Origin of the sequence: Streptomyces sp. B1866 (genome assembly GCF_031932565.1) — a bacterium.
Lineage (GTDB): Bacteria > Actinomycetota > Actinomycetes > Streptomycetales > Streptomycetaceae > Streptomyces.
In genome coordinates this window covers 1-18,625 of the sequence record NZ_JAVSCF010000037.1, presented here as the reverse complement: position 1 = coordinate 18,625, position 18,625 = coordinate 1, and the positions used below count along the sequence as shown (strand labels likewise).

Genomic DNA, 18,625 nt, shown 5'->3' with positions numbered 1-18,625 from the left:
GGCGCTCGGCACGTCGTTCCATTCCTGTCGGTCTGTCAGCGGTGGGAGGGTCCTGATGCTGGAGGAAGCTGAGGAGATCGGTCGGCGCGCCCGTCGCGCCCGGCTGCGGCTCGGGATGCCGCAGGCCGACCTCGCCGCCGCTCTGGGCAAGTCGCAGGGCTGGGTGTCGAAGATGGAGCGCGGCCTGATCGAGCTGGACCGGGTGGGGCTGCTCAGCCAGCTCGCGGCGGAGCTGCACGTCCATCCCAACGACCTGATCGGCCGTCCGTACAACAGCTCGCCGGAGGAGAACCAGTGGCAGGTCGCCGCGTCCTCCATCCTGCGGGAGCTGCGCCGCTACGACCTCGCGCCCGTCTTCGACGGCACCCCCCGACCGGCCCGCGAGCTGTGGCGGGAGGCCACCCGCCTGCACCGGCTGCGGGACACCGCCTCCAACGTGGCGATCCTGCGTGTCCTGCCCGACCTGTTCCGCGAGGCTCGCGCCCTGGCGGAGGTGGCCACCGGACACGAGCGGGAAGAGGCGTACGCGGTCTACGCGGTGTGCTGCAAGTTCGCTCACACCGCCGCGCACGCGCTGGGCCACCCGGAGCTGATCGCCATGGCGTGCGAGCGGGCGGCCTGGGCGGCCGGGCTGTCAGGGGATCCGGTCCTCCCGGCGGTGGCCGACTGGATGCGGGTGTGGGACATGTGGGCCACGGCGGACTGGGCCGACGCCCTGGCCCTGTCCGACAAGGCGATCGGCACCCTTCAGGACGGGTACGAGCGCGGCGAGCCGCTGGCGCTGCGCGCTTGGGGCACCCTCCAACTCCGCTCGGCCGTCTCGGCGGCGCGGGCAGGCCGGGCCGCCGAGGCGGACGACCGCATCGGCCTGGCCAAGACGGCCGCCGACCGGATGACCGCGTACGCCGGAGCCCCGGTGTACGACCGGCACTCGCTGACGTTCTCGCCCGGCAACGTCCACATCCACGCCATCAGTGTGGCCCTGGAGATGGGTGAGCAGCGCAAGGCCCTGGCGCTCAACCGCCGCACCAGCCCGGAACTCGTCGCCGCCCTGCCCAAGTCCCGGCAGGGGCACTACCGCATGGACGTCGCACGGGCCTGGATGTGGAACGGGAACCGCGACAAGGCCCTGGCGGAGCTTGAGAAGGCCGAGCGCATCGCGCCGCAGCTCGTCCGCAACCATCCCATCGCCCGATCGACCCTGCGCAGCATCGTCTACGCCGAGCGGACGACGACCCGGGAGAAGCTGCGGCGCATGTCCGACCGCTTCCACCTGGACGGATAAGGCTCGTATTCCTCCGGTTCATATCCGCCCTCTGCCTCGTCCCTAGCTTCGGGGGCATGACTGGACGACCAACACCTCATATCCCTTCGCAAGGCCACGGGTTAAGCACCGCGACCCCGTTCCGCCCTCGGCTCGGCGACCTCGCCGCCGACAGCCCCAAGGGCGGCCGGGTCGGGGTCGTCGTGGCCCTTCCCGGCCAGGGCGTCACGACCACGTACCACCTGAGCCCGCCGGGCGGCGGCGACCACTGGTCCGCCCCCGGCGACGGCAGCACCCTGCGGCCCGTACCCACCACGGTCACCCACGCGACCCTCGTCACGCGCGACGCCGTCTACGACCGCCGCGCCCGCCAGGGCTCGCTGGCCATCCTGGTGCACCACGAGGACGGCGGCAGTACGGAGTCGACGCTGGTCCTCACGCCACCCGACATGGAGCGCCTGCACGCCCAGGCCGCGCGCATCCTGGTCGAACGCGAGCGTGCCCTCGGGGGTTCGCCATGAGCGCCCACGGACGGCATCGCGCCGCGCGTCCCGACCGGACCAGCGCCACGGAGCGCATCGACACCACGAGCGGCATGGCTCTGATCATCCTGGCGCTGCTGGGGCTCGCCGGTCCTGCCTGGGCGCTGGGCGACCACGCTGCCGACCTGCTGTCCGGCTCCGCCGAACGGCACGTGCCCGTATCCGCACCGGACACCGCCGAACCCACCCCGTAGACCCCGCCGGGACCGCCCGGCGAACGGACCGCCCCACCACGCGCGTCACATGACCCCGGTCGGCCGACGCTGCCCCGGCCGACGGACCACACCACGAGGAGAGGGACACCGTGGACATCCCGTACATCGTCATCGACCAGCTCACTCCGTTACAGCAGCGGAAGTGGGGTACCCACTTCTGTGGGGCCGACCGCCCCCGCTACATCGAGGAGGGGATCTGGCGCCGTACCCAGGAGCAGGCCACCGCCGCGCAGTCCGGCTGGACCGGCGAGAAAGACGCCCGGCGCCGCGTGCTCCACTACCGCTACCGGTACGGCCTGGTGCCGACGACGGCCGCCCCGGCGATCGGCCTCACCGACCTCTACCTGTTCCACTCCGCGACGGCGCCCGGCGACGAGATCGCCGCCCACGAGGACACGGTCCGGGCCGCGCTCCTGACAGGCGGATGGCGGCCAGCACCGATCGGCACGCAGTGGACGCGGCGTGACCTCCGGTGCGTGCTGACCCTGCACGACGTGCACCCGCAGGATGTCGTGGCAGGTCGCACCCTGCCCGAGGGCTACCGCACTCTGGACGTGCAGATCACCTCGGCCGACTACACGCCGCCGCCGGTCGTGCGGCAACGGCCCTGGGACGTGCTCGCCACCGGTATCCGGGTGAAAAGCCGACCCGGTACGCCCACCATGATTCCCGACCTGTCCGTGCTGGCCGACCACCTGCCCTTCCAGGTCGAGATCGGCTGCGGCACCTCGGTCGAGGCGGGCATCCCGCCGCTGCACCGCCTCCACGAGGTCTACCGCGTCACCGACAGGCAGGGCGACGAACCGCGGGAGCACCGCTTCACCCTGAGCCCCGCATCCGACCCGTTGCTGCGCGAGGTGCTGACCGAGCCGGAGGAGAAGACCGGCGAGTTCACGGAGATGTTCAAGGCGTGCTTCCTGGCGGAACCCACGCCCGCCATGCACGCGCTCAAGGCGCTCCAGGACGCAGGGCACCTGGTCGGCCCGGTGATCACGAACAACTTCGACGTGCTGGCGGCCCGCGCGGGCCTGCGCGAGTGCTTCATGCGCCGCTACGACCAGGCCGTCCCGGACGTGGAGTGGGTGGAGGGAGCGAAGGCCCTGCTGGTGGTGGGTCTGCACGCCGACCGCCGCAGGGTCCAGGCCCGCGCCCGCGAGCGCGGCATGCGCGTCGTCTACCTCGACCCCGAGGGCTTCTGGCATGACGGCACGTTCCGCCCCTACCCCCTGGAAGCGCCACAGGACGGTGACCTCGTATGCCGGAAACCGGCTGCCGAGGGCCTGCCCGAACTCGTCACCCTACTGGCCGAAAACGGCCGCTGACGGGCCATGGACGATGAGATCCGGGCCGGTGGTGGGCGCTAGCGTGGCGCCCCTGACCGGCCCGGATCACCCGGGCGGGCACCAAGGGAAAGGAGCGTGGGCGCCATGCGCGTATCCGTCATCGGCTGCGGACACCTGGGCATCCCGCACGCCGCGGCGATGGCCGAGATCGGCCACGAAACGGCGTCGCCGACATGTGCACCGCCGCCGGGGCCGACGTCCACCAGCTCACCGAGGCCATCGGCCTCGACCCGCGCATCGGCCGGGGCGGCCTCAACGCCGGACCCGGCTACGGCGGCGGCTGCCTGCCGAAGGACGTACGCGCCTTCACCGCCTCCGCACAGGCCCTCGGCGCCCTCGACGCCGCCGCCCTGCTCCGGGCGGCCGAACGGGTCAACGAGTCCCGCCCCGCCGCCGCACTCGCCCTCATCGAGCAGACCCTCGGCCGACCGGTGACCGGCGTACGCGTCACCGTCTGGGGCGCCTCCTTCAAGGCGGGCACCGACGACGTACGGGAATCACCCGCCCTCGCCATCGCCGCCCTGATGCACCAGCGCGGCGCGACGGTCACCGTCCACGACCCCCACGCCGTCCCCACCGCCCTGGTACGCCATCCCCAACTCGACTACGCCGAGGACCTGGAAGAGTCCGCCAAGGGAGCGGAGCTGATCGTGCTGGCCACCGAATGGCCTCAGTTCCGCGACGCCGACCCCAAGGCCCTGGCCGCCATGGTCGCGGCACCGGTCCTGGTCGACCTGCGCAACCTCCTCCACGCCGACCTCTGGCGCGCGGCCGGCTGGACCGTACGCCAGCTCGGCCGCCCCGCCCAGGAATAGCCCAGCCGGGCCCGTCCCGGGCCCGGCACCTACAGATGGGAGATCCGACATGAACGACCTGTGGGACGACATCACGAAGCTGTCCGCCGTCTGCCGCAAGGCCGGTGAACACCTCCCACCCGAGGAGCTGAAAAGCCTCCAGGTCGGCAAGGTCGCCGAGGAGGCGGGCGAGGCCATGCACGCCCTGCATGGCCTGAAGGGCTTAACGACGTGCGGCGACGCGCACGGCTGGGACGAGGTGCAGAACGACCTCGTCGGAGCCGTCATCGCCGCCCTGCTGGCCATCCACTACATCGACCCGGATCGCGCCCGCGCGACCTTCGAGGAGATCTTCCACCGCCGCACTCGCCGGGGCCGCGAAGCCGCAGCCGCCTGACGCCCCCTTACCCGCTGGCGGCCGTACCCGAAGGCACGGCCGCCAGCTTCGTGTCGCACCCTTTGAGCCGTACGCCGACCGTTGCACCATGGCCATCGGAAAGGGAGGACATGACAGACGCCCCATCCCAGCCCACAGGCCCGACCCCCGGCCCAGGCGTGGCCGCACTCATCACCAACAGCCAGGGCGAGTACCTGCTGCACCTGCGAGACGACATCGAAGGCATCTGCTGGCCCGGCTACTGGGCCCTCATCGGCGGCCACCCCGACCCGGGCGAACCCCTGGACGCCGCCATCGCCCGGGAGCTGAAGGAGGAGACCGGCCTGACGGTGCCGCTCACCCCGCTCACCACCGTCCGGCAGAACAACTCCGAACACCTCGGTAAAGGCCCCGTCGCCGTCTTCCACGGCCAGTGGGACGGCGACGCCCACGCCCTACCGCTCACCGAGGGCATCATGCTCCACTGGTTCCCGACGACGACGCTGCCCCGGCTTCGGGTGCCCCCGTGGTGCCGGGAAGCCATCCGTGTCCCACACCGCCGGTGACGCCCCCTACAGCTGGCGGGCGAAACCCAGCGTGTCTTGACATCAAGTTTTGAGCGCGTCGCCTGACCCGTTCCCAGCCTTACGTGACCTCGACGTCCGATGCCATCCTCGACCGGGACGGCGGCGCCGCCGAAGCCGTCCTGTAGCACGATTCAGGAGGGGATACGGTGACGAGTTCAGTTCCCTGGGTGGAGCGTCTGTCCACCGGTACGGAAGCGATCCAGGACGACGTGGTCCGCTGGTACCAGGACACCCGCGATGGCATGGCATACGTACCCACGATGATCTGGGGCACCCTCCAGACCGAGGCGTACGCCACCGTGATTCTCACCCAGGTCGTCGACTTCCTTGGCGTCCCGAACGACGTTCCGGCTGGCGTCGCCAAGCGCATGCAGCGGCAGCAAGTTCTATACGACGGCAAGCACCACTACAACGTCGTTCTCGGTGAACAAGCTCTCTACACGAACGTCGGCGGGCCTGATGTCATGCGAGGGCAGATCGAACGCCTCCTGCGAGACTTCGACCTGCCATCCCTCACGCTCGGGATGCTTCCCTCCACCGCACGGGTGGACTTGTTTCCCGTCCACGGCTTCAACATCTACGGTGACGGTGACCGGGTCCACGTCGAACTCGTCTCCTCCTCCGTGGACATCACGGAACGGAGTGAGCTCGACCTCTACGGCAAAGCCTTCGCCGCGCTGAGTAGCGCGGCATCGTACGGCGACGCCGCCAAGGAGCTCGTGAGGAAGGCCCACTCCTTCTGGACCAGTACCACGCCGGAGGAGTAAGGCCACCAGTGTGGACAACGAGCACCGCCGCAGTCCGCACACAGTCCGCAAGAGGGTCGATCACCCCCGTCGGAAGCCAACGCCACCCATCGCCAAAAGGCCAGGTCAGCGGCCCGCAGCAGGAATCGCCGCAGGCCGCCGACCCGGCCTGTTACTGGGAGACCAAGAAGGCCTGAACCCGTCTGTTACCGCCGCCCCACGGCCCTCGGGGCGGCGGCGGTCTTCCCTCCCGAACCCGGTCCGCCGAGATCCCTGCCAGGGGTCTCCGGCGGACCGCGGAAGCTGTCAAGTCAAATGAGACAGTTTGAGGTTATGGGTTCTGTTTCTGGGGTTCTGTCTCGGTTCGGGGGTCGTTGATCCACACGGCCGTGGGCAGTTTCGGGGGCTGGGGTCGGCGGCCGAAGCGTTCGGGGTGCGCCGCGTACGCCTGGGCGAGGGTGACCGCGCGCTGCTGGCGGACGAGGTCGGCGGTGCCGAAGTGGACGCTGGCCGGGGTGTGCAGGCCGATTGCCGAGTGCCGGTGCTCGTGGTTGTAGTAGGTGAGTAAACCGTCGCACCAGTCGCGGGCGTGCTGCAGGGAGCCGAACCGTCGGGGGAAGTCGCCGCTGTACTTGATGGTCTTGAAGTGTGCCTCGCTGTAGGGGTTGTCGTTGGAGGTCTTGGGCCGGGAGTGGGAGCGGGTGACGCCGAGGTCGGTCAGGAGCTGGGCGACCGGCTTGGAGGTCATCGAAGTGCCCCGGTCGGCGTGCACGGTGTGCGGCACGACGCCGTTGGCCTCGATGGCCGCACGGATCAATTCCTCGGCGAGGAGGCTGTCTTCGCGTGCTGCCACCGTCCAGCCGGCCCACGTATCGGCTGTAGATGTCGATCAGCACGTACAAGTGGTACCAGTCGCCCTTGCCCGGCCCGCGCAGCTTGGTGATGTCCCACGACCAGACCTGCGAGGGGCCGTCGGCGACCAGCTCCGGCTTGACCTTCGCCGGGTGGGTGGCCTGGCGGCGGCGGTCGCCGTTCTGCCCGGCGGCCCGCAGGATCCGGTACATCGTCGAGGGCGAACACCAGTAGGTGCCGGCGTCCAGCTCGCGCGCCCACACCTGGGCGGGAGGCAGATCGGCGTACTCCGGCCGGTTCAGCAGCTGGAGCACCGCGGCCCGTTCGGCTGCTGAGAGGGCTGACGGCGGAGCCGGACGCGGCTTCGGCTCCACCGGCGGGCGGGGCCTTTGGTTTCGGTAGTGCGTGGCTCGTGAGCGGCCGGTCAGCCGGCAGGCTGCCGCGGTGCCCAGCTTGGCCCTGATGCCGGTGAACGCCTCGTCCACGACCGGCTCGGCGGTGCGGGTCAGTCCGCGCTCTCGGCAAGCAGTTCCAAGAGCGCGGAAGCTTTTCCCATGACCTGCAGCGCGGCATCCCGCTTGGCCAGGTCCTTCTCCAACCGGGCGACCTTCTTCCGCAGCCGTTCCAGCTCGGCTGCTTCCGCGGCCTTCTTCGGCCGGGCCGGGCTGGTGCGCTGGTCGGTCAGGGTAGTCATCGCCCCGGCGTCCCGGGCGGCCCGCCACTCCATGATGTGGGAGTGGTACAGCCGCTCACGGCGCAGGATCGCGCCTTTCTCCCCGGTCGGGGCGGCGTCGTACTCGGCGACCATGCGCAGCTTGTACTCGGGGGAAAAGCGGCGGCGGGTCGGTCTCGGTGCCGGGTCCTCGGACTCGGCTATCGGGCCGTTCGTGCTGGTCATCTGGGGTGGTGCTCCTGTCTCGCCCAGGAAGGATAACCCGGCATACCGGGTGTCTCACCACAGACTGACAGGGAGGGCCGGGTTCGGCTTGTCCGCGACGGCCCGGACGGCACCCGCGCGGGTACGGCCCGTAGCCGACCCGGACCCAGTCGTTCAGGCCGCCCTGTCAGCGCACCTGGCCGCTCTTCGGCCCGATGCCCTCGATCCTGGTCGGGGTCCCCTCCGGAGCGAACGAGTGGTGGAAGGTGAAGGCGTGCGGCGCGGGGCCGTGGTCGTGGAGGTGTTCCAGCCTGGAAACCCCGTCCTGCCAGGTGGGTATCACGCCGTCGGAGACCCACCAGCACACGTATCCCGGGTGCCCTGTCCTCTCGAACCAGTCGTGACGCCTGTTCAGCGCCGCACGGTGCAGACCGGTGTAGATGGCGTCGAAGGCGGGGCGCACGTCGGTCCAGAGTGAGAGGGTCGCGGCCAGGGCGATGGTTTCCACCGTGTGGCCCTTGCCGTACCAGGCCGGTACGGCGAACTCCCCCCATGCACCCCAGTCCAAGTCGAAATGTGTGCCCCGGTCGCCGTCTGCCGCTTCAGCACGAGCGAGGTACCCGGGGTGCTGGCTGATCGTCCGGTAGACGGCCTCGCTGCTGTCGTGGAATTCGCGCGTGAGAGGTGCGGGATCGGCGAGAGGCGACTTCAGGACGCCGAACGTGTACAGCGCAATGTGGGGCATGCGTCTCTCCCTGGTTGGGGGGTGCCTGGTGTGGATCCGGTTCGGTGGCTTACGCATGGAGCGAGGTTTCGGGGGCGTGACCAGCTCATCCCGTCGCGGGTGGCTCAGCCCGAAGGAACTCCTGTGCGACCGTGGGCGACCGCCGAAGACCAGGTGAAGGTAGCTGCCTCTGCGGGCCGTGTCGAAGTTGCGTTTTCCCTGTCCACATGGCCTCTCGCACCGGTCATTGGGGGCTGGGGCGGTGACGGGCGGGGCAGGCCGCGGGGTGCCATGGATCCGCTTCGGCCGATCGGTTCGCCCGCCATGCCCCTCCGGCTGCCTGCCGGTCCGCACCCGGTCCGCGGGGCTCCCCGGCGACGGAGCCCTGACGGGCCGGGTCCGGTCGTCTCCGTCGCCGCCTGGAACGAGGCCCTCACGCTGATGGAGGGCATGACCTCCGACCGCACCCGCAAGGCGATCACCTCCATCCGATCGACCCTGGCCGTCTACCAGAGGCGCAAAGTGACCGGTGCCGCAGAGCTCGCCCGTCGCGCCCGAGAGGCGCTCGCCTAAAGGCTGTCCCGTAATCCCTGGTGGATCAGCGAGCGGCGTCAGATGCGGTCAATCGCAAGGCGGCGGAGCGTCCGAATAGTGGTTCTATTCGGACGTTTCGCCAACGCCGCGAGTGGCCGTAGCTGGCGTCGGGAGCCCGCCAGGGATTGCGGGACAGCCTTTAGCATCCCCACCAACCCGGCCGACGAAGGGATCACCGTGGCTCAGCCGACTACCGATGACCAGCCCAAGGCACTCAGGCCCGCTCTGGAGTCCATGACCCTGCTGGTCGCCGCCGTCATCGTCCACGACAAGGCCACCAACCGCGTAGTCCTCCTCCAGCGCAGCGACCAGGCCAAATTCGCCAAGGGCAAGTGGGACCTCCCGGTCGGCAAGAGCGAGCCCGGCGAGCCGATCACCGAAACGGCCGTACGTGAGCTGTACGAGGAATCCGGTCTGACCGTGAAGCCGGACGCGCTGAAGGTCGCCCACGTCATCCACGGCGCCTGGGGCGTGGAGGCGCCAAACGGCTTCCTCACGATCGTCTTCGTCGCCCACGAGTGGGCCGGCGAGCCCGAAAACCGCGAACCGCACAAGCACGCTCACGTCCGTTGGGTCGACGCGGACACCATCCCCGAGGACTTCGTGGAGACCACCGCCAGCGCCCTTCACCGCTACCTCAGCGGCGGGCCCCAGGTGTCTCTGGACGGCTGGAAGTAGCGATTGCGAGAGCCCGGCGCGGTGACTGGTCCGGTCCCCGCGGTCCGCACCCGGGCCGCCCGGCGAGCGGGACCGGGCGGCCGATGTCGGGCGCGTCAGCGACCGCGCCCGCCGCGTCGGGGGCGGCCTTCTCCCAGGCGAACGCCGCCACCTGGGACGAGATCGTCCGCAACGGCCCCCAGGAGCGGGAGAAAAACGTGGCGCGCCTCGCGTACGACGGGGCGGCCCACTGGCGAGCATGGACGGGCCGCTCGGCAAGTGCGAGAGGCCCCGGTCTAACTGGCTAGTATGGCGCTGTGGATACAGCGCCACCGTGCCCTAGTGCGTGAAGGATGGCAGGATACGTACATGTCACAGACCGGCAGGCGCCAGCAAGAAGGTCAGCCGAGGCCCCAAGCCCTCCGCGACGCGATAACAGTAGAAATCATCTATTCGGTTTTCGCCGGCGCCTTCGTAGCAGCGTTAATCTATTTTCTCGTGGCGGGCCCTGCCCTACTGTGGAGCCTGGGAAGCCGAATCGAGACAGCCCTGTTTATTTCAGCCGCGACAGCATCTGCACTGGGATTTACGATCCAGGTCAGCTATATCCTTCTCAAGCTACGGACAGCCCTTAAGGAGCGCAGTGAGCGCCCCTGAAGGATCCAGGATCCCAAGGGGCGCTCTTACAACTACGCCACGCCGTTACGGTTGATCCCGCACCACTTCTCTTCCCCTTGCGGGCTCTTTGTGGCTCAGGCGGGGAACTTCCCGCGCTTGACGGCGGTGACGAACGACGACCACGCGGCCGACTCGAAGACCAGCGCCGCGCCGTCCGGGACCTTGCTGTCACGGACGGGCACGACCGCCGGGAAGCCGTCAGCCACCTCGACGCACTGGCCGCCGTCGGTGTTGCTGTACGAGCTCTTGCGCCACGCGGCGGCACTCAGGTCGATGGGCTGCACGGCGACTCCTTCCGGGTGCGGAGCTTCAGGCAGGGAGATCCCCGCGCTTGACGGCGGTCACGAACGACGACCACGCGGCCGACTCGAAGACCAGCGCCGCGCCGCCCGGAACCTTGCTGTCACGGACGGGCACGACCGCCGGGAAGCCGTCGGCCACCTCGACGCACTCGCCGCCGTCAGTGTTGCTGTACGAGCTCTTGCGCCACGCGGCGGCACTCAGGTCGATGGGCTGCACGGCGACTCCTTCCGGGTGCGGAGCTTCAGGCAGGGAGATCCCCGCGCTTGACGGCGGTCACGACCGACGACCACGCGGCCGCCTCGCAGGCCCGCGCCGCGCCGCCCGGAACCTTGCTGTCCCGGACGGGCACGACCGCCGAGAAGCCGTCAGCCACCTCGACGCACTCGCCGCCGTCACTGTTGCTGTACGAGCTCTTGCGCCACGCGGCGGCACTCAGGTCGATGGGCTGCACGGTAGGTCCTCCAACATCCGGCCGATGAACTTCCGCGACTCGGCAGGGGTCAACGCCATGTCGCGCACCGCATCGTACCGGCGTTGCAGGCGCTCAACGGAGGCCGGATCCTCGATCAGTTCGCCGCGGTGGTCGTTCTCGGTGTAAGCCACCGTGCGCCCGTCCAGCAGGCGCAGGAACATCACGGCGGTGCTCGCCAGCCCGTGCAGGCAGGAGCCGAGCGGCAGCACCTGGAGCGTGACGTTCGGCCGCTCGCTCGCCTCGGCCAGGTGTTCAAGCTGCTCCTGCCACTCCCCCGGGTCGCGCAGCGGCGCGCGCAGCACCGCCTCGGACAGAATCGTGCGGAAGGGCGGCGCGTCGCTGCCGTTCAGCAGCTCGCGCCGCCCGATCCGGGCGTCGATCTGCCTGGTCAGCTCCTGCTCCCGGGCACCGCCCGCCGCCAGCAACTCGCGCGCGTACGCCTCCGTCTGGAGCAGTCCGGGCGGGACGCTCACGGCGTAGTGCCAGAGGCTCGCCGCCTCGGCCTCCAGGAGCATGTAACGGCGGTACTGCTCGCGGAACTGGCTGGGGTCGCTGAGCGCCAGCTCCCAGAGGGCGAGCAGGAGGCCGGGCGTCCCGTAATACCGGTCGAGGGCTTCCGCGACCTCCGGACCGCCCAGGGTGTCCCCGCTCTCCAGCTTGCTGAACAGCGACGGATCCCACCCCAGCGCCTCGCCCAGCTTCCGCAGGCTGTCGCCCTTCGCGGTGCGCAGAGCGCGCAGCTCCTCCGCGTACCGTCTGCGCGGCTCCTGGCTCCGACCGGTGATCACTCGCCTCGGCGGCATGGGGCTCCTCCTCTGGTGAGAATGCGGAAGTAACGCATAGTGACGTGAGAGTCAGCACGTCAGCGGCGTTTGTGCGCTGTTCCAGGTCCATGCTCGTCATACCCGGAACACGCACAGTAGCCCAAGCCCCGCACCTCGTACGGGCGTTGGCCGGACGGAGCGGAACCCGCGGCGACGGAGGGACCGCCTGCGGCCGAGGGGATCAGGGGAGTCGGAGTCCGCGACGCTCCGCAGTCTCCGCCCGAACCCCGGGGCTGAACAAGGGAGTTGACGAACATGCCGCATATCAGCCGCAAGATCCTGGTGGGACTGCTGAGGCTGTTACTGCCGGGCACGGCTGGCCGTTGCGCGGGCGGGCGCGCCGACGCGCTGCGCGCCGCCCCGTACGCGGGAGCGCGCCGGTCATGGCCGTACGGGCCCCCGGGCGCGCGGGCGGCGCGCGCGGAGCGGTGGTTGCGGCGTCGGCGGCGGTGGGCGGCGTGGCTGGCCGCGTACGGCGTCGACGTGGGGCCGCGCCGGATTCACGGCGTGCGCGTCGCGCGGGCGGGGGTGACGACATGGCGATGATGCGGATTCGGGTCTACCGGTTCAACCCGGAGACCGGGGAGCGGTCCGAGGTCAGCTCGGTGTCGTACGTCAGCAAGGCGGGCAGCGGCTTCGCCCCGGTGTCGTGCGAGTGGCCACGGTGCGAGTGCCTGCGGTGCCGGATGCGGGACACCGGGCGGGAGCGCGGGCCGGGGGCGGACCGGTGACCGGCGGTACGGGGCCGGGCTTGGTGCCGTGGGCCACGGTGGACGGAAAGCCCTGCTACACCGTCCCGGCCCCCGGCGGCCACGGTCCTGGGCTGGTGGACGCGCTGGCCGACGCCTGGGAAGCAGCGCAGGTGCGCCAGGCGCGCAGCGTGCTGGGGGCGGCGCGGGTGTGGCTGGGGTCGGGGGTACGGGTGGACGGCGGGCGGCTGCGGGCGGGTGTGGTCCGGCTGGTGTGGTCGCTGGTCCGGGTGGTGAAGGTGGCCGAGAGCCGGGGCAGGCGACTGGAGCGGGTCGATGCCGGGGAGGCGGCCCGGGTGGAGATGGCCCGCGTGCTGCTCGGGCACACCGAAGATCTGCTGGTCACCGGCAATGCCGAGGTCTATCAGCTGCGGTACGTGCTGGCCCGGCTGGTGGAGTGCCTGGCGGCGGTGGTGGAGATCGCCGAGGCCCGGGGTGCGCTGCCGGCCGACCCGGACGGCGGCCAGGCCCCGGAGGCTGGTGGCGGGGTGCGGTGTGGGAAGGGGTGGGCCGGGTGACCGGGTTCCCGCCCCCGGCCGCCAGGACCGCGGGCGGAGGGTGGCTGTCCGCGCAGTGCGCGGCGGCCCTCCGGCCCGGCGGCGTCGCGGAGGCGCACGCCCTGTGCCGCGCGGGCCGCTGCGCCTGCCGCTGTCACCGGAAGGTCGCGGTCAGCCTGGGCGCGCTGATCGGCGGGCCGCCGCACCTGGTGGGGCACGCGCCCGAGCCGGAGGCCGAGTCCGTACCCGTCCCCCGGCCGCCCCGGGTCGGGCGGCCCGGCCGGGTGGGCAACCAGCGGCGTACCTCCCCGGTGACGCCCGCGCAGGCCGTCGCGGAAATGCGGGCGGCCGGGTACGAGCCGATCGAGTCCTACCCGGGCCGGGCCACGGTGTCCTGGTCCTGCCGGTGCCTGACCTGCGGCGCGGCGCGGCGGCTGAAGCTGTCCGACGCGCGCGGCGGACGCCGCTGCCGACACGTCAAGGGCCTACCCCCACCGCCGTGAGACCGCCGCCTTCCTGAGAACGGCCCCTGAGACGGGGGCGGGCCCGTCGGCCTCTCCGGCAACCCCCGAGCCGGACATGGCCGGGCCGGCGCGCCCGCCCCCCGGCCCGGCCCGCCCGTACCGCCCTGCCGAGTCCTGTCCGGTGGCGGTGCGGCGGGCCGGGCCACCCCCAGCGGGCCCGGCCGGTGCCGAGGGACAGCCACCGGCCGGGCCCTCCGACGGTCGTGCGAGGGCGCGACGTCTACCGGCCCTGGCCACGTGCTCTCTCCTGTCCCGCTGGCAGGGCCTGTCCCGTCGGCAGGGGCGCGGACCGCTCACAGGCCCCGGGGCACGCGGGGAAGCGCTCCTCTCGACTCTCCTGTCATGCCAGCCTCCTACGGCTCTCTGGTCCCGCCCTGCGCTTGGCAGGCTCAGTCAACGGTCCAGTGGAAGATGCGCCGTTCCGGCAGAGGGGGGACCCTGGGGCTCAGGGAACCAGAGAACTCGTGGTCGGCGTGGCCCAGGATGTCGCCGCGTTCGCTGATGAATTCCGCCCTGCTGAGGTCGTGGCCCGGAGGGACGCCGAGGTCGATGGGTTCTCCGTCGCGCCACAGGTAGGCCCTCGGCTTGGTGGTGCCGTGGAACTCGGAGTGCCCCACGACCTCTCGGCGGTCGTTGACGTCCAGCGCGGTCGCCGGGACCTGGCCGGGGACGGGCAGTTCGAGGGCCCTGCCATCGCTCCACAGGTAGGGTCGCGAATCCCTGGATACGGAGACGTAACCCACCACGTCACCGCGGTTGTTGAGGGCGCGGCCCCTGCTGTAGGCGCCTTCCGGCCCGAGGACGGTCAGCTTCCCGTGCTGCCACAGGAAGGCCCGCCTGGTGGCCATACCGGTGATCTGGCCGCGCCGGTTGGGTCCTGTCGCGCTGGTCCACGAGGAGTTGTTCCCGAGGCTGGAAAGGTCGATGGTCCGGCCGCGGTCCCAGAAGAAGTAGTACCCGGCCGAGCCGGTCGCGTAGTCACCGAGGATCTGGCCGCGGTCGTTTATCCCGAAGTCATAGGAAAACGACCGTGCCCCGGCGGGCGGGCGGATTCTGATCGCCGGGCCCCCGCGCGGGGGAACGAGGTGCATCTGGTCGTAGGGGGCAAACACATCCGGGCGGCTCGGGTCCGGGGGAACGGACCGGCTGATGACCAGCGCCTGGCCGAGATTGTTGATCGCCACACCGCACGACCCGCCCTCCGCGAACGGTCCGAGCGGATGGGGTACGCCCTGGTCCCACCGGGTGGCAACGCCCACCCTGCCGTCCCAGTCCGGGTACTCGGTGCCGATGACCTGCCCCCGGTCGTTGATGCCCTCCGGCCGGACATCGCCGCCCGGCTGGTTGCGCTCCAGCTCGATGAGCCGGCCGTTCGTCCACAGCAGCCCCAGCCTCGGATTCCGCGGCGAGGAGCCCATTCCCACAGCATCGCCGTACCGGTTGGCAGCGATCAGTCTCCCCATGATCAGAGACCCGTCGGGGCTGCTCACCTGAGTCGCGGTCACCCGGGAGGAGGACCGGCCAGCGGCCATCACCGTGGCACCGGCGGCCACACTGGCCCCGGCGACCACGGCTCCGGCGGCCGTTCCGCGAAGGACGGTGCGTCTGCTGACGCCGCGTAATTCTTCTGTCATGACAGCCTCCCACGGCTCTCTCGTCCCGCCCGGGGCCTCCCCGGACCTTCGTACCGTGGCACCTGCAACCACCGGCCCACCATCCGCAGTCGGGACGCAATCCGGGAAAAGGCGGCGCTGCGCGCACCGGGGAGCCTATGGATTGTCACGCGGCTGACTAAAGCGTGTTGCAGAAGGCTGTGTGCAGGCAGGTTGGGGTGTGTTGGTGGGGTGTGCTGATCATGCGGCGAGGGCGAGGTTGTGCATGCGGGCGATGGCCTGGACGGGGTGGTGGAGGCCGTCGCCGCGCTGTCGGCAGTCGCGGAGGATCTTGTAGTTCTTCATCCGGGAGAAGGTGTGCGAGAGGGCCTGCCGGGAGGCCACGGCAGGCCCTCTGAGAGGAGTCGAGGGACACCACCGGCGGACAGACGCGATTCCCCCATGTCTAGAATTCCCCGTCAGTCAGGCGAAGGGCTCAGTATGAGACGTCGTTGGTGGGGGACGGCCGCCGTGGTGGCCGCGGGCGTGTGCGGAGCCCTGGTCGTGCAGGGTGTGAGCGGGCCCGCGGAGAGCGCCGGGGCCGGGGACAGGCCCGGCCCGGTCAGGAGTACGGCCCGTACGGCCGCGCTGGTGACGGCCGCCGACGGCGCGGCCGCCCGGCTCGGCCGGCGGGACACCAAGCCGTTCAGCGTGCTCGGGATCACCTGGGCGGAGCCGTCGGCGCGGCCGGCCGGCACGTTCCAGGCCCGGACCCGGGACGCGGAGTCGGGCGCCTGGTCGCCGTGGCTGACGCTGGACGGGGCCGGCGGGCAGGGCGAGGCCGGAGCGGTGCGCGGCGGCACGGAGCCGGTCTGGGTGGGTCCGTCCGACGGGGTCGAGATACGCGTCAGCGGAAGCGGAAGCAGGAGCGGCAAGGGCGCGGGCCGGCTGCCCGGCGGGCTGCGGCTGGACATGATCGACCCGGGCGGCGGGGCGGCGGCGCTGGAGCCCGCCGCGTACGCGCTGGAGCCGACGGGCGCCGCCGAATCCCCGGCGCCGTCCTCGCCGGAGTCCCCGGCGCAGACCACGCCGGAGGCGTCCCCGTCCGAACCGTCCCAGTCGCCGAGCGCCGAGCCGACCGGCTCCGGCTCGCCCACGGCGCCCGGCGAGACCACAAGCCCCAGCGCGTCGCCCTCGGCGTCCGCGTCCGCGCCGCCCTCGGCCTCCCCCTCCCCCACGGCGAGCGTGCCGACGGCCCCGCCGTCGACCGTGCCCCGCCCGCCGATCACTTCGCGCGCCGGCTGGGGCGCGGACGAGTCGATCAGCCCGGAGGAGCCGGGCTACCTGCCCGGCGGCAGGATCAAGGCGGTGGTGGTCCACCACACCGCCGAGTCCAACGACTACACGTGCGACCAGGCGCCGGCCGTGGTCCGGGGCATCTACGCGTACCACGTGAAGCAACTCGGCTGGAAGGACATCGGCTACAACTTCCTGGTCGACAAGTGCGGCACCGTCTACGAGGGCCGCAAGGGCGGCGTGGACCTGCCGGTGATGGGCGCGCACGCGTACGGCTTCAACTCCGAGACCACCGGCATATCCGTCCTGGGCACGTACACGGACGCCGCCCCGTCGAAGGAGGCGATGGCGTCCGTGGCGCGCGTCGCGGCCTGGAAGCTGGGCCAGTACGGCGTGGACCCGACCGGCACCACGACCCTGACCGCGGGCGCGGACGGCACCAACTACTTCGGCACGTCCTGGGCCAAGGGCGCGCAGCTGAGCTTTCCCGCCGTCCACGGCCACCGCGACGGCTACAACACCCAGTGCCCGGGCGACGCCTTCTACGCCCGGCTCCCGACGCTGCGCACCTGGGCGGGCGGGCCGGTCGCCGGGCTCACCTGGAAGTCCGTCAGCGGCGCGGGCCTGTCCGGCTCCACGTACTACACCAAGGGCGGCATCACGGTGACCTGGTCGGCCACCACACCGGCCGCGCTGGTGACGCGGTACGAGGTGCTGGTCGACGGCACGGTGGCGGCCACCGCCGCGGGCACCGCGACCTCCGCGAAGGCGACCCTGGCGGCGGGCACGCACAAGGTGTCCGTACGGGCCGTCCACCAGTCCGGGCGGACCGCGACCACCCCGGCCGCGACCGTCGTCGCCGAGACCACCGCGCCCACCTTCCCCGCCCGGCCGAACCTCTCCCTGCGCACCGGCACGGTGAACACCACCGCCGTCCCGCTCGCCCTGCGGTGGAAGGCGGCCGACAACGCCGCGCTGAAGGAGGTGCGGCTGACCGCGCCGGTCGCCCGTACCTACGGCCCCACCGTCACCGGCGCCGACCACACCGCCCGCTCCGGCGCCGCCACCACCTGGTCGCTGACGGCCTACGACCAGGCGGGCAACACCGGCGCGGCCTCGGTCAGCGGCACCCCGGTGATCCTCCAGGAGTCCTCCGCCGCCCGGTCGGGCACCTGGACGACCAGGTCCTCCACCAGCTACCTGGGCGGCGGGTCGTACAGCAGCTCCTCCCGGAACGCCTCGCTGAGCTGGACCTTCACCGGCCGCTCGGCCGCCTGGGTGGTCTCCCGCGCCACCACCTCCGGCCAGGCGTACGTGTACGTGGACGGGGTGAAGGCCGCCACGGTGGACCTGCGGTCGTCCACCACCAGGTACCGCGACGCCATCTGGACGAAGACCTGGTCCACCAGCGCCCGGCACACCGTCAGGGTCGTGGTCGTCGGCACCAGCGGCCGTCCCACCGTCACCACCGACGGCCTGGTCTACCTGAAGTAGCCGGCCCTCGGCCTTCGCCGGGCCCGGCCGGAAGCTCCGGCCGGGCCCCGGTCACGCGGGAATCGGCTGCTCGGTCCAGATGCACTTGCCGGTGCCCGTGTAGCGGGTGCCCCAGCGCTCGGCCATGGCGGCCACGAGCTGGAGCCCCCGGCCGCCCTCGTCGGTGGCGGACGGGTGCCGGATGTGCGGCGTGGTCGGGGAGCCGTCGGACACCTCGCAGATCAGGGTGCGGCTGCGCAGCAGACGCAGGGCCACCGGGCCCGACGCGTGCCGGACCACGTTGCCGACCAGCTCGCTGGCGATCAGCTCGGTCGTCGTCTCCAGCTCCGTAAGGTCCCAGGCGGCCAGCTGCTCGCGGATGCACTCGCGCGCCTGGGAGGCGGCGACCGCCTCCTCCGGCAGCGACCAGACGGCGACGGACTCGGCGGGCAGGGCGTGGGTGCGGGCGACGAGCAGGGCGGTGTCGTCCGGGGCCGGGCGGTCGGCGGGCAGCATGGCGGCGGTGACCGCGTCGCACAGGCGCTCCGGCGACCCGCTCCCGTCCGGTGTCCGCCGGGCCGGTTCGCCGTCCCCGCCGACGGCCAGAGCCGTGGTCAGAGTCCGGGTCAGGCGGTTCATGCCGTCC

At 71.6% G+C, this 18,625-nt stretch carries 22 protein-coding genes and 3 pseudogenes; 15 read left to right on the top strand and 10 right to left on the bottom strand.

Annotation, left to right across the window (positions count from 1 at the left end; genetic code table 11):
* Positions 1–55: 55 nt before the first annotated feature.
* The 8 genes from RKE29_RS08375 to RKE29_RS08340 all read left to right on the top strand — a co-directional run bounded on the left by RKE29_RS08375 (position 56) and on the right by RKE29_RS08340 (position 5,888).
* Entirely contained in the window at positions 56–1,285 is a 1,230-nt protein-coding gene (locus RKE29_RS08375) for a helix-turn-helix transcriptional regulator (protein ID WP_312004443.1), read from the top strand.
* 56 nt (positions 1,286–1,341) lie between these two features.
* Positions 1,342–1,785 (top strand): hypothetical protein, encoded by a 444-nt coding sequence (locus tag RKE29_RS08370; RefSeq protein ID WP_312004442.1) that lies wholly within the window; start codon positions 1,342–1,344, stop codon positions 1,783–1,785.
* Positions 1,782–2,000 carry a hypothetical protein gene (locus RKE29_RS08365; protein WP_312004441.1) on the top strand — a complete coding sequence of 73 codons (219 nt, stop codon included), beginning with the start codon at positions 1,782–1,784 and terminating at the stop codon, positions 1,998–2,000. Before RKE29_RS08370 ends, RKE29_RS08365 begins: the two co-directional genes overlap by 4 nt.
* 110 nt (positions 2,001–2,110) lie before the next feature.
* Positions 2,111–3,343 (top strand): hypothetical protein, encoded by a 1,233-nt coding sequence (locus RKE29_RS08360; protein WP_312004440.1) that lies wholly within the window; start codon positions 2,111–2,113, stop codon positions 3,341–3,343.
* A 194-nt stretch (positions 3,344–3,537) separates the two neighbouring features.
* Positions 3,538–4,179: a UDP binding domain-containing protein gene (locus RKE29_RS08355; RefSeq protein ID WP_312004439.1), complete on the top strand. Its 642-nt coding sequence runs from the start codon at positions 3,538–3,540 to the stop codon at positions 4,177–4,179.
* A 49-nt stretch (positions 4,180–4,228) separates the two neighbouring features.
* Positions 4,229–4,555: a MazG-like family protein gene (locus tag RKE29_RS08350; protein WP_312004438.1), complete on the top strand. Its 327-nt coding sequence runs from the start codon at positions 4,229–4,231 to the stop codon at positions 4,553–4,555.
* A 110-nt stretch (positions 4,556–4,665) separates the two neighbouring features.
* Positions 4,666–5,100 (top strand): NUDIX domain-containing protein, encoded by a 435-nt coding sequence (locus tag RKE29_RS08345; protein WP_312004437.1) that lies wholly within the window; start codon positions 4,666–4,668, stop codon positions 5,098–5,100.
* A 188-nt stretch (positions 5,101–5,288) separates the two neighbouring features.
* Entirely contained in the window at positions 5,289–5,888 is a 600-nt protein-coding gene (locus tag RKE29_RS08340; protein WP_312004436.1) for a DUF5753 domain-containing protein, read from the top strand.
* A gap of 310 nt (positions 5,889–6,198) precedes the next feature.
* On the opposite strand, the pseudogene RKE29_RS08335 reads toward RKE29_RS08340, so the two are convergent.
* The 3 genes and pseudogenes from RKE29_RS08335 to RKE29_RS08325 form a co-directional block, all read right to left on the bottom strand.
* Positions 6,199–7,051: pseudogene (locus tag RKE29_RS08335) on the bottom strand (transposase); the annotation flags it as partial.
* 173 nt (positions 7,052–7,224) lie between these two features.
* On the bottom strand, positions 7,225–7,617 hold the full coding sequence (locus RKE29_RS08330; RefSeq protein WP_312004435.1) for a transposase: 393 nt from the start codon (positions 7,615–7,617) through the stop codon (positions 7,225–7,227).
* 166 nt (positions 7,618–7,783) lie between these two features.
* Positions 7,784–8,341, bottom strand: coding sequence for a DUF3291 domain-containing protein (locus tag RKE29_RS08325; RefSeq protein WP_312004434.1), 558 nt, complete (start codon positions 8,339–8,341; stop codon positions 7,784–7,786).
* A 387-nt stretch (positions 8,342–8,728) separates the two neighbouring features.
* Between RKE29_RS08325 and RKE29_RS08320 the strand changes: the two are divergent.
* The 3 genes and pseudogenes from RKE29_RS08320 to RKE29_RS30775 form a co-directional block, all read left to right on the top strand.
* Positions 8,729–8,893: pseudogene (locus tag RKE29_RS08320) on the top strand (tetratricopeptide repeat protein); the annotation flags it as partial.
* A gap of 165 nt (positions 8,894–9,058) precedes the next feature.
* On the top strand, positions 9,059–9,592 hold the full coding sequence (locus RKE29_RS08315) for an NUDIX domain-containing protein (RefSeq protein WP_312004457.1): 534 nt from the start codon (positions 9,059–9,061) through the stop codon (positions 9,590–9,592).
* A gap of 288 nt (positions 9,593–9,880) precedes the next feature.
* Positions 9,881–10,228, top strand: a complete 348-nt coding sequence (locus tag RKE29_RS30775; protein WP_369016032.1) for a DUF6332 family protein — start codon at positions 9,881–9,883, stop codon at positions 10,226–10,228.
* A gap of 95 nt (positions 10,229–10,323) precedes the next feature.
* On the opposite strand, the gene RKE29_RS08310 is transcribed toward RKE29_RS30775, so the two are convergent.
* From RKE29_RS08310 to RKE29_RS08295, 4 genes are read right to left on the bottom strand one after another with little or no spacing between them, the layout of a single operon-like run.
* Positions 10,324–10,533 carry a DUF397 domain-containing protein gene (locus tag RKE29_RS08310; protein ID WP_312004433.1) on the bottom strand — a complete coding sequence of 70 codons (210 nt, stop codon included), beginning with the start codon at positions 10,531–10,533 and terminating at the stop codon, positions 10,324–10,326.
* A 25-nt stretch (positions 10,534–10,558) separates the two neighbouring features.
* Positions 10,559–10,768: a DUF397 domain-containing protein gene (locus RKE29_RS08305; protein ID WP_312004432.1), complete on the bottom strand. Its 210-nt coding sequence runs from the start codon at positions 10,766–10,768 to the stop codon at positions 10,559–10,561.
* Between the two features lie 25 nt (positions 10,769–10,793).
* Positions 10,794–11,003 (bottom strand): DUF397 domain-containing protein, encoded by a 210-nt coding sequence (locus tag RKE29_RS08300; protein ID WP_312004431.1) that lies wholly within the window; start codon positions 11,001–11,003, stop codon positions 10,794–10,796.
* Positions 10,985–11,827, bottom strand: a complete 843-nt coding sequence (locus RKE29_RS08295; protein ID WP_312004430.1) for a helix-turn-helix transcriptional regulator — start codon at positions 11,825–11,827, stop codon at positions 10,985–10,987. Before RKE29_RS08295 ends, RKE29_RS08300 begins: the two co-directional genes overlap by 19 nt.
* 557 nt (positions 11,828–12,384) lie before the next feature.
* Between RKE29_RS08295 and RKE29_RS08290 the strand changes: the two genes are divergently transcribed.
* From RKE29_RS08290 to RKE29_RS08280, 3 genes are read left to right on the top strand one after another with little or no spacing between them, the layout of a single operon-like run.
* Positions 12,385–12,579 (top strand): hypothetical protein, encoded by a 195-nt coding sequence (locus tag RKE29_RS08290; protein ID WP_312004429.1) that lies wholly within the window; start codon positions 12,385–12,387, stop codon positions 12,577–12,579.
* 38 nt (positions 12,580–12,617) lie between these two features.
* Positions 12,618–13,115: a hypothetical protein gene (locus tag RKE29_RS08285; protein WP_312004428.1), complete on the top strand. Its 498-nt coding sequence runs from the start codon at positions 12,618–12,620 to the stop codon at positions 13,113–13,115.
* Positions 13,112–13,597 (top strand): hypothetical protein, encoded by a 486-nt coding sequence (locus RKE29_RS08280; RefSeq protein ID WP_312004427.1) that lies wholly within the window; start codon positions 13,112–13,114, stop codon positions 13,595–13,597. The genes RKE29_RS08285 and RKE29_RS08280 overlap by 4 nt, the downstream gene beginning before the upstream one ends.
* A gap of 410 nt (positions 13,598–14,007) precedes the next feature.
* Here the strand turns inward: RKE29_RS08280 and RKE29_RS08275 are convergent, their stop codons facing one another.
* Together RKE29_RS08275 and RKE29_RS08270 are read right to left on the bottom strand one after the other, a co-directional pair.
* Entirely contained in the window at positions 14,008–15,036 is a 1,029-nt protein-coding gene (locus tag RKE29_RS08275) for a hypothetical protein (RefSeq protein WP_312004426.1), read from the bottom strand.
* A 435-nt stretch (positions 15,037–15,471) separates the two neighbouring features.
* Positions 15,472–15,615: pseudogene (locus tag RKE29_RS08270) on the bottom strand (IS5/IS1182 family transposase); the annotation flags it as partial.
* A 96-nt stretch (positions 15,616–15,711) separates the two neighbouring features.
* Here RKE29_RS08270 and RKE29_RS08265 point away from each other — a divergent pair.
* Positions 15,712–18,000 carry a peptidoglycan recognition protein gene (locus RKE29_RS08265; protein WP_312004425.1) on the top strand — a complete coding sequence of 763 codons (2,289 nt, stop codon included), beginning with the start codon at positions 15,712–15,714 and terminating at the stop codon, positions 17,998–18,000.
* Between the two features lie 51 nt (positions 18,001–18,051).
* Here the strand turns inward: RKE29_RS08265 and RKE29_RS08260 are convergent.
* On the bottom strand, positions 18,052–18,625 hold a 574-nt coding region (locus tag RKE29_RS08260), incomplete at its 5' end, for an ATP-binding protein (RefSeq protein WP_312004424.1).

Coding starts and splice junctions, on each gene's coding strand:
- RKE29_RS08375 (WP_312004443.1), top strand. CDS start 56: ATGCTGGAGGAAGCTGAGGAGATCGGTCGGCGCGCCCGTCGCGCCCGG.
- RKE29_RS08370 (WP_312004442.1), top strand. CDS start 1,342: ATGACTGGACGACCAACACCTCATATCCCTTCGCAAGGCCACGGGTTA.
- RKE29_RS08365 (WP_312004441.1), top strand. CDS start 1,782: ATGAGCGCCCACGGACGGCATCGCGCCGCGCGTCCCGACCGGACCAGC.
- RKE29_RS08355 (WP_312004439.1), top strand. CDS start 3,538: ATGTGCACCGCCGCCGGGGCCGACGTCCACCAGCTCACCGAGGCCATC.
- RKE29_RS08350 (WP_312004438.1), top strand. CDS start 4,229: ATGAACGACCTGTGGGACGACATCACGAAGCTGTCCGCCGTCTGCCGC.
- RKE29_RS08345 (WP_312004437.1), top strand. CDS start 4,666: ATGACAGACGCCCCATCCCAGCCCACAGGCCCGACCCCCGGCCCAGGC.
- RKE29_RS08330 (WP_312004435.1), bottom strand. CDS start 7,617: ATGACCAGCACGAACGGCCCGATAGCCGAGTCCGAGGACCCGGCACCG.
- RKE29_RS08325 (WP_312004434.1), bottom strand. CDS start 8,341: ATGCCCCACATTGCGCTGTACACGTTCGGCGTCCTGAAGTCGCCTCTC.
- RKE29_RS30775 (WP_369016032.1), top strand. CDS start 9,881: ATGGCGCTGTGGATACAGCGCCACCGTGCCCTAGTGCGTGAAGGATGG.
- RKE29_RS08295 (WP_312004430.1), bottom strand. CDS start 11,827: ATGCCGCCGAGGCGAGTGATCACCGGTCGGAGCCAGGAGCCGCGCAGA.
- RKE29_RS08290 (WP_312004429.1), top strand. CDS start 12,385: ATGGCGATGATGCGGATTCGGGTCTACCGGTTCAACCCGGAGACCGGG.
- RKE29_RS08275 (WP_312004426.1), bottom strand. CDS start 15,036: ATGGGCTCCTCGCCGCGGAATCCGAGGCTGGGGCTGCTGTGGACGAAC.
- RKE29_RS08265 (WP_312004425.1), top strand. CDS start 15,712: ATGAGACGTCGTTGGTGGGGGACGGCCGCCGTGGTGGCCGCGGGCGTG.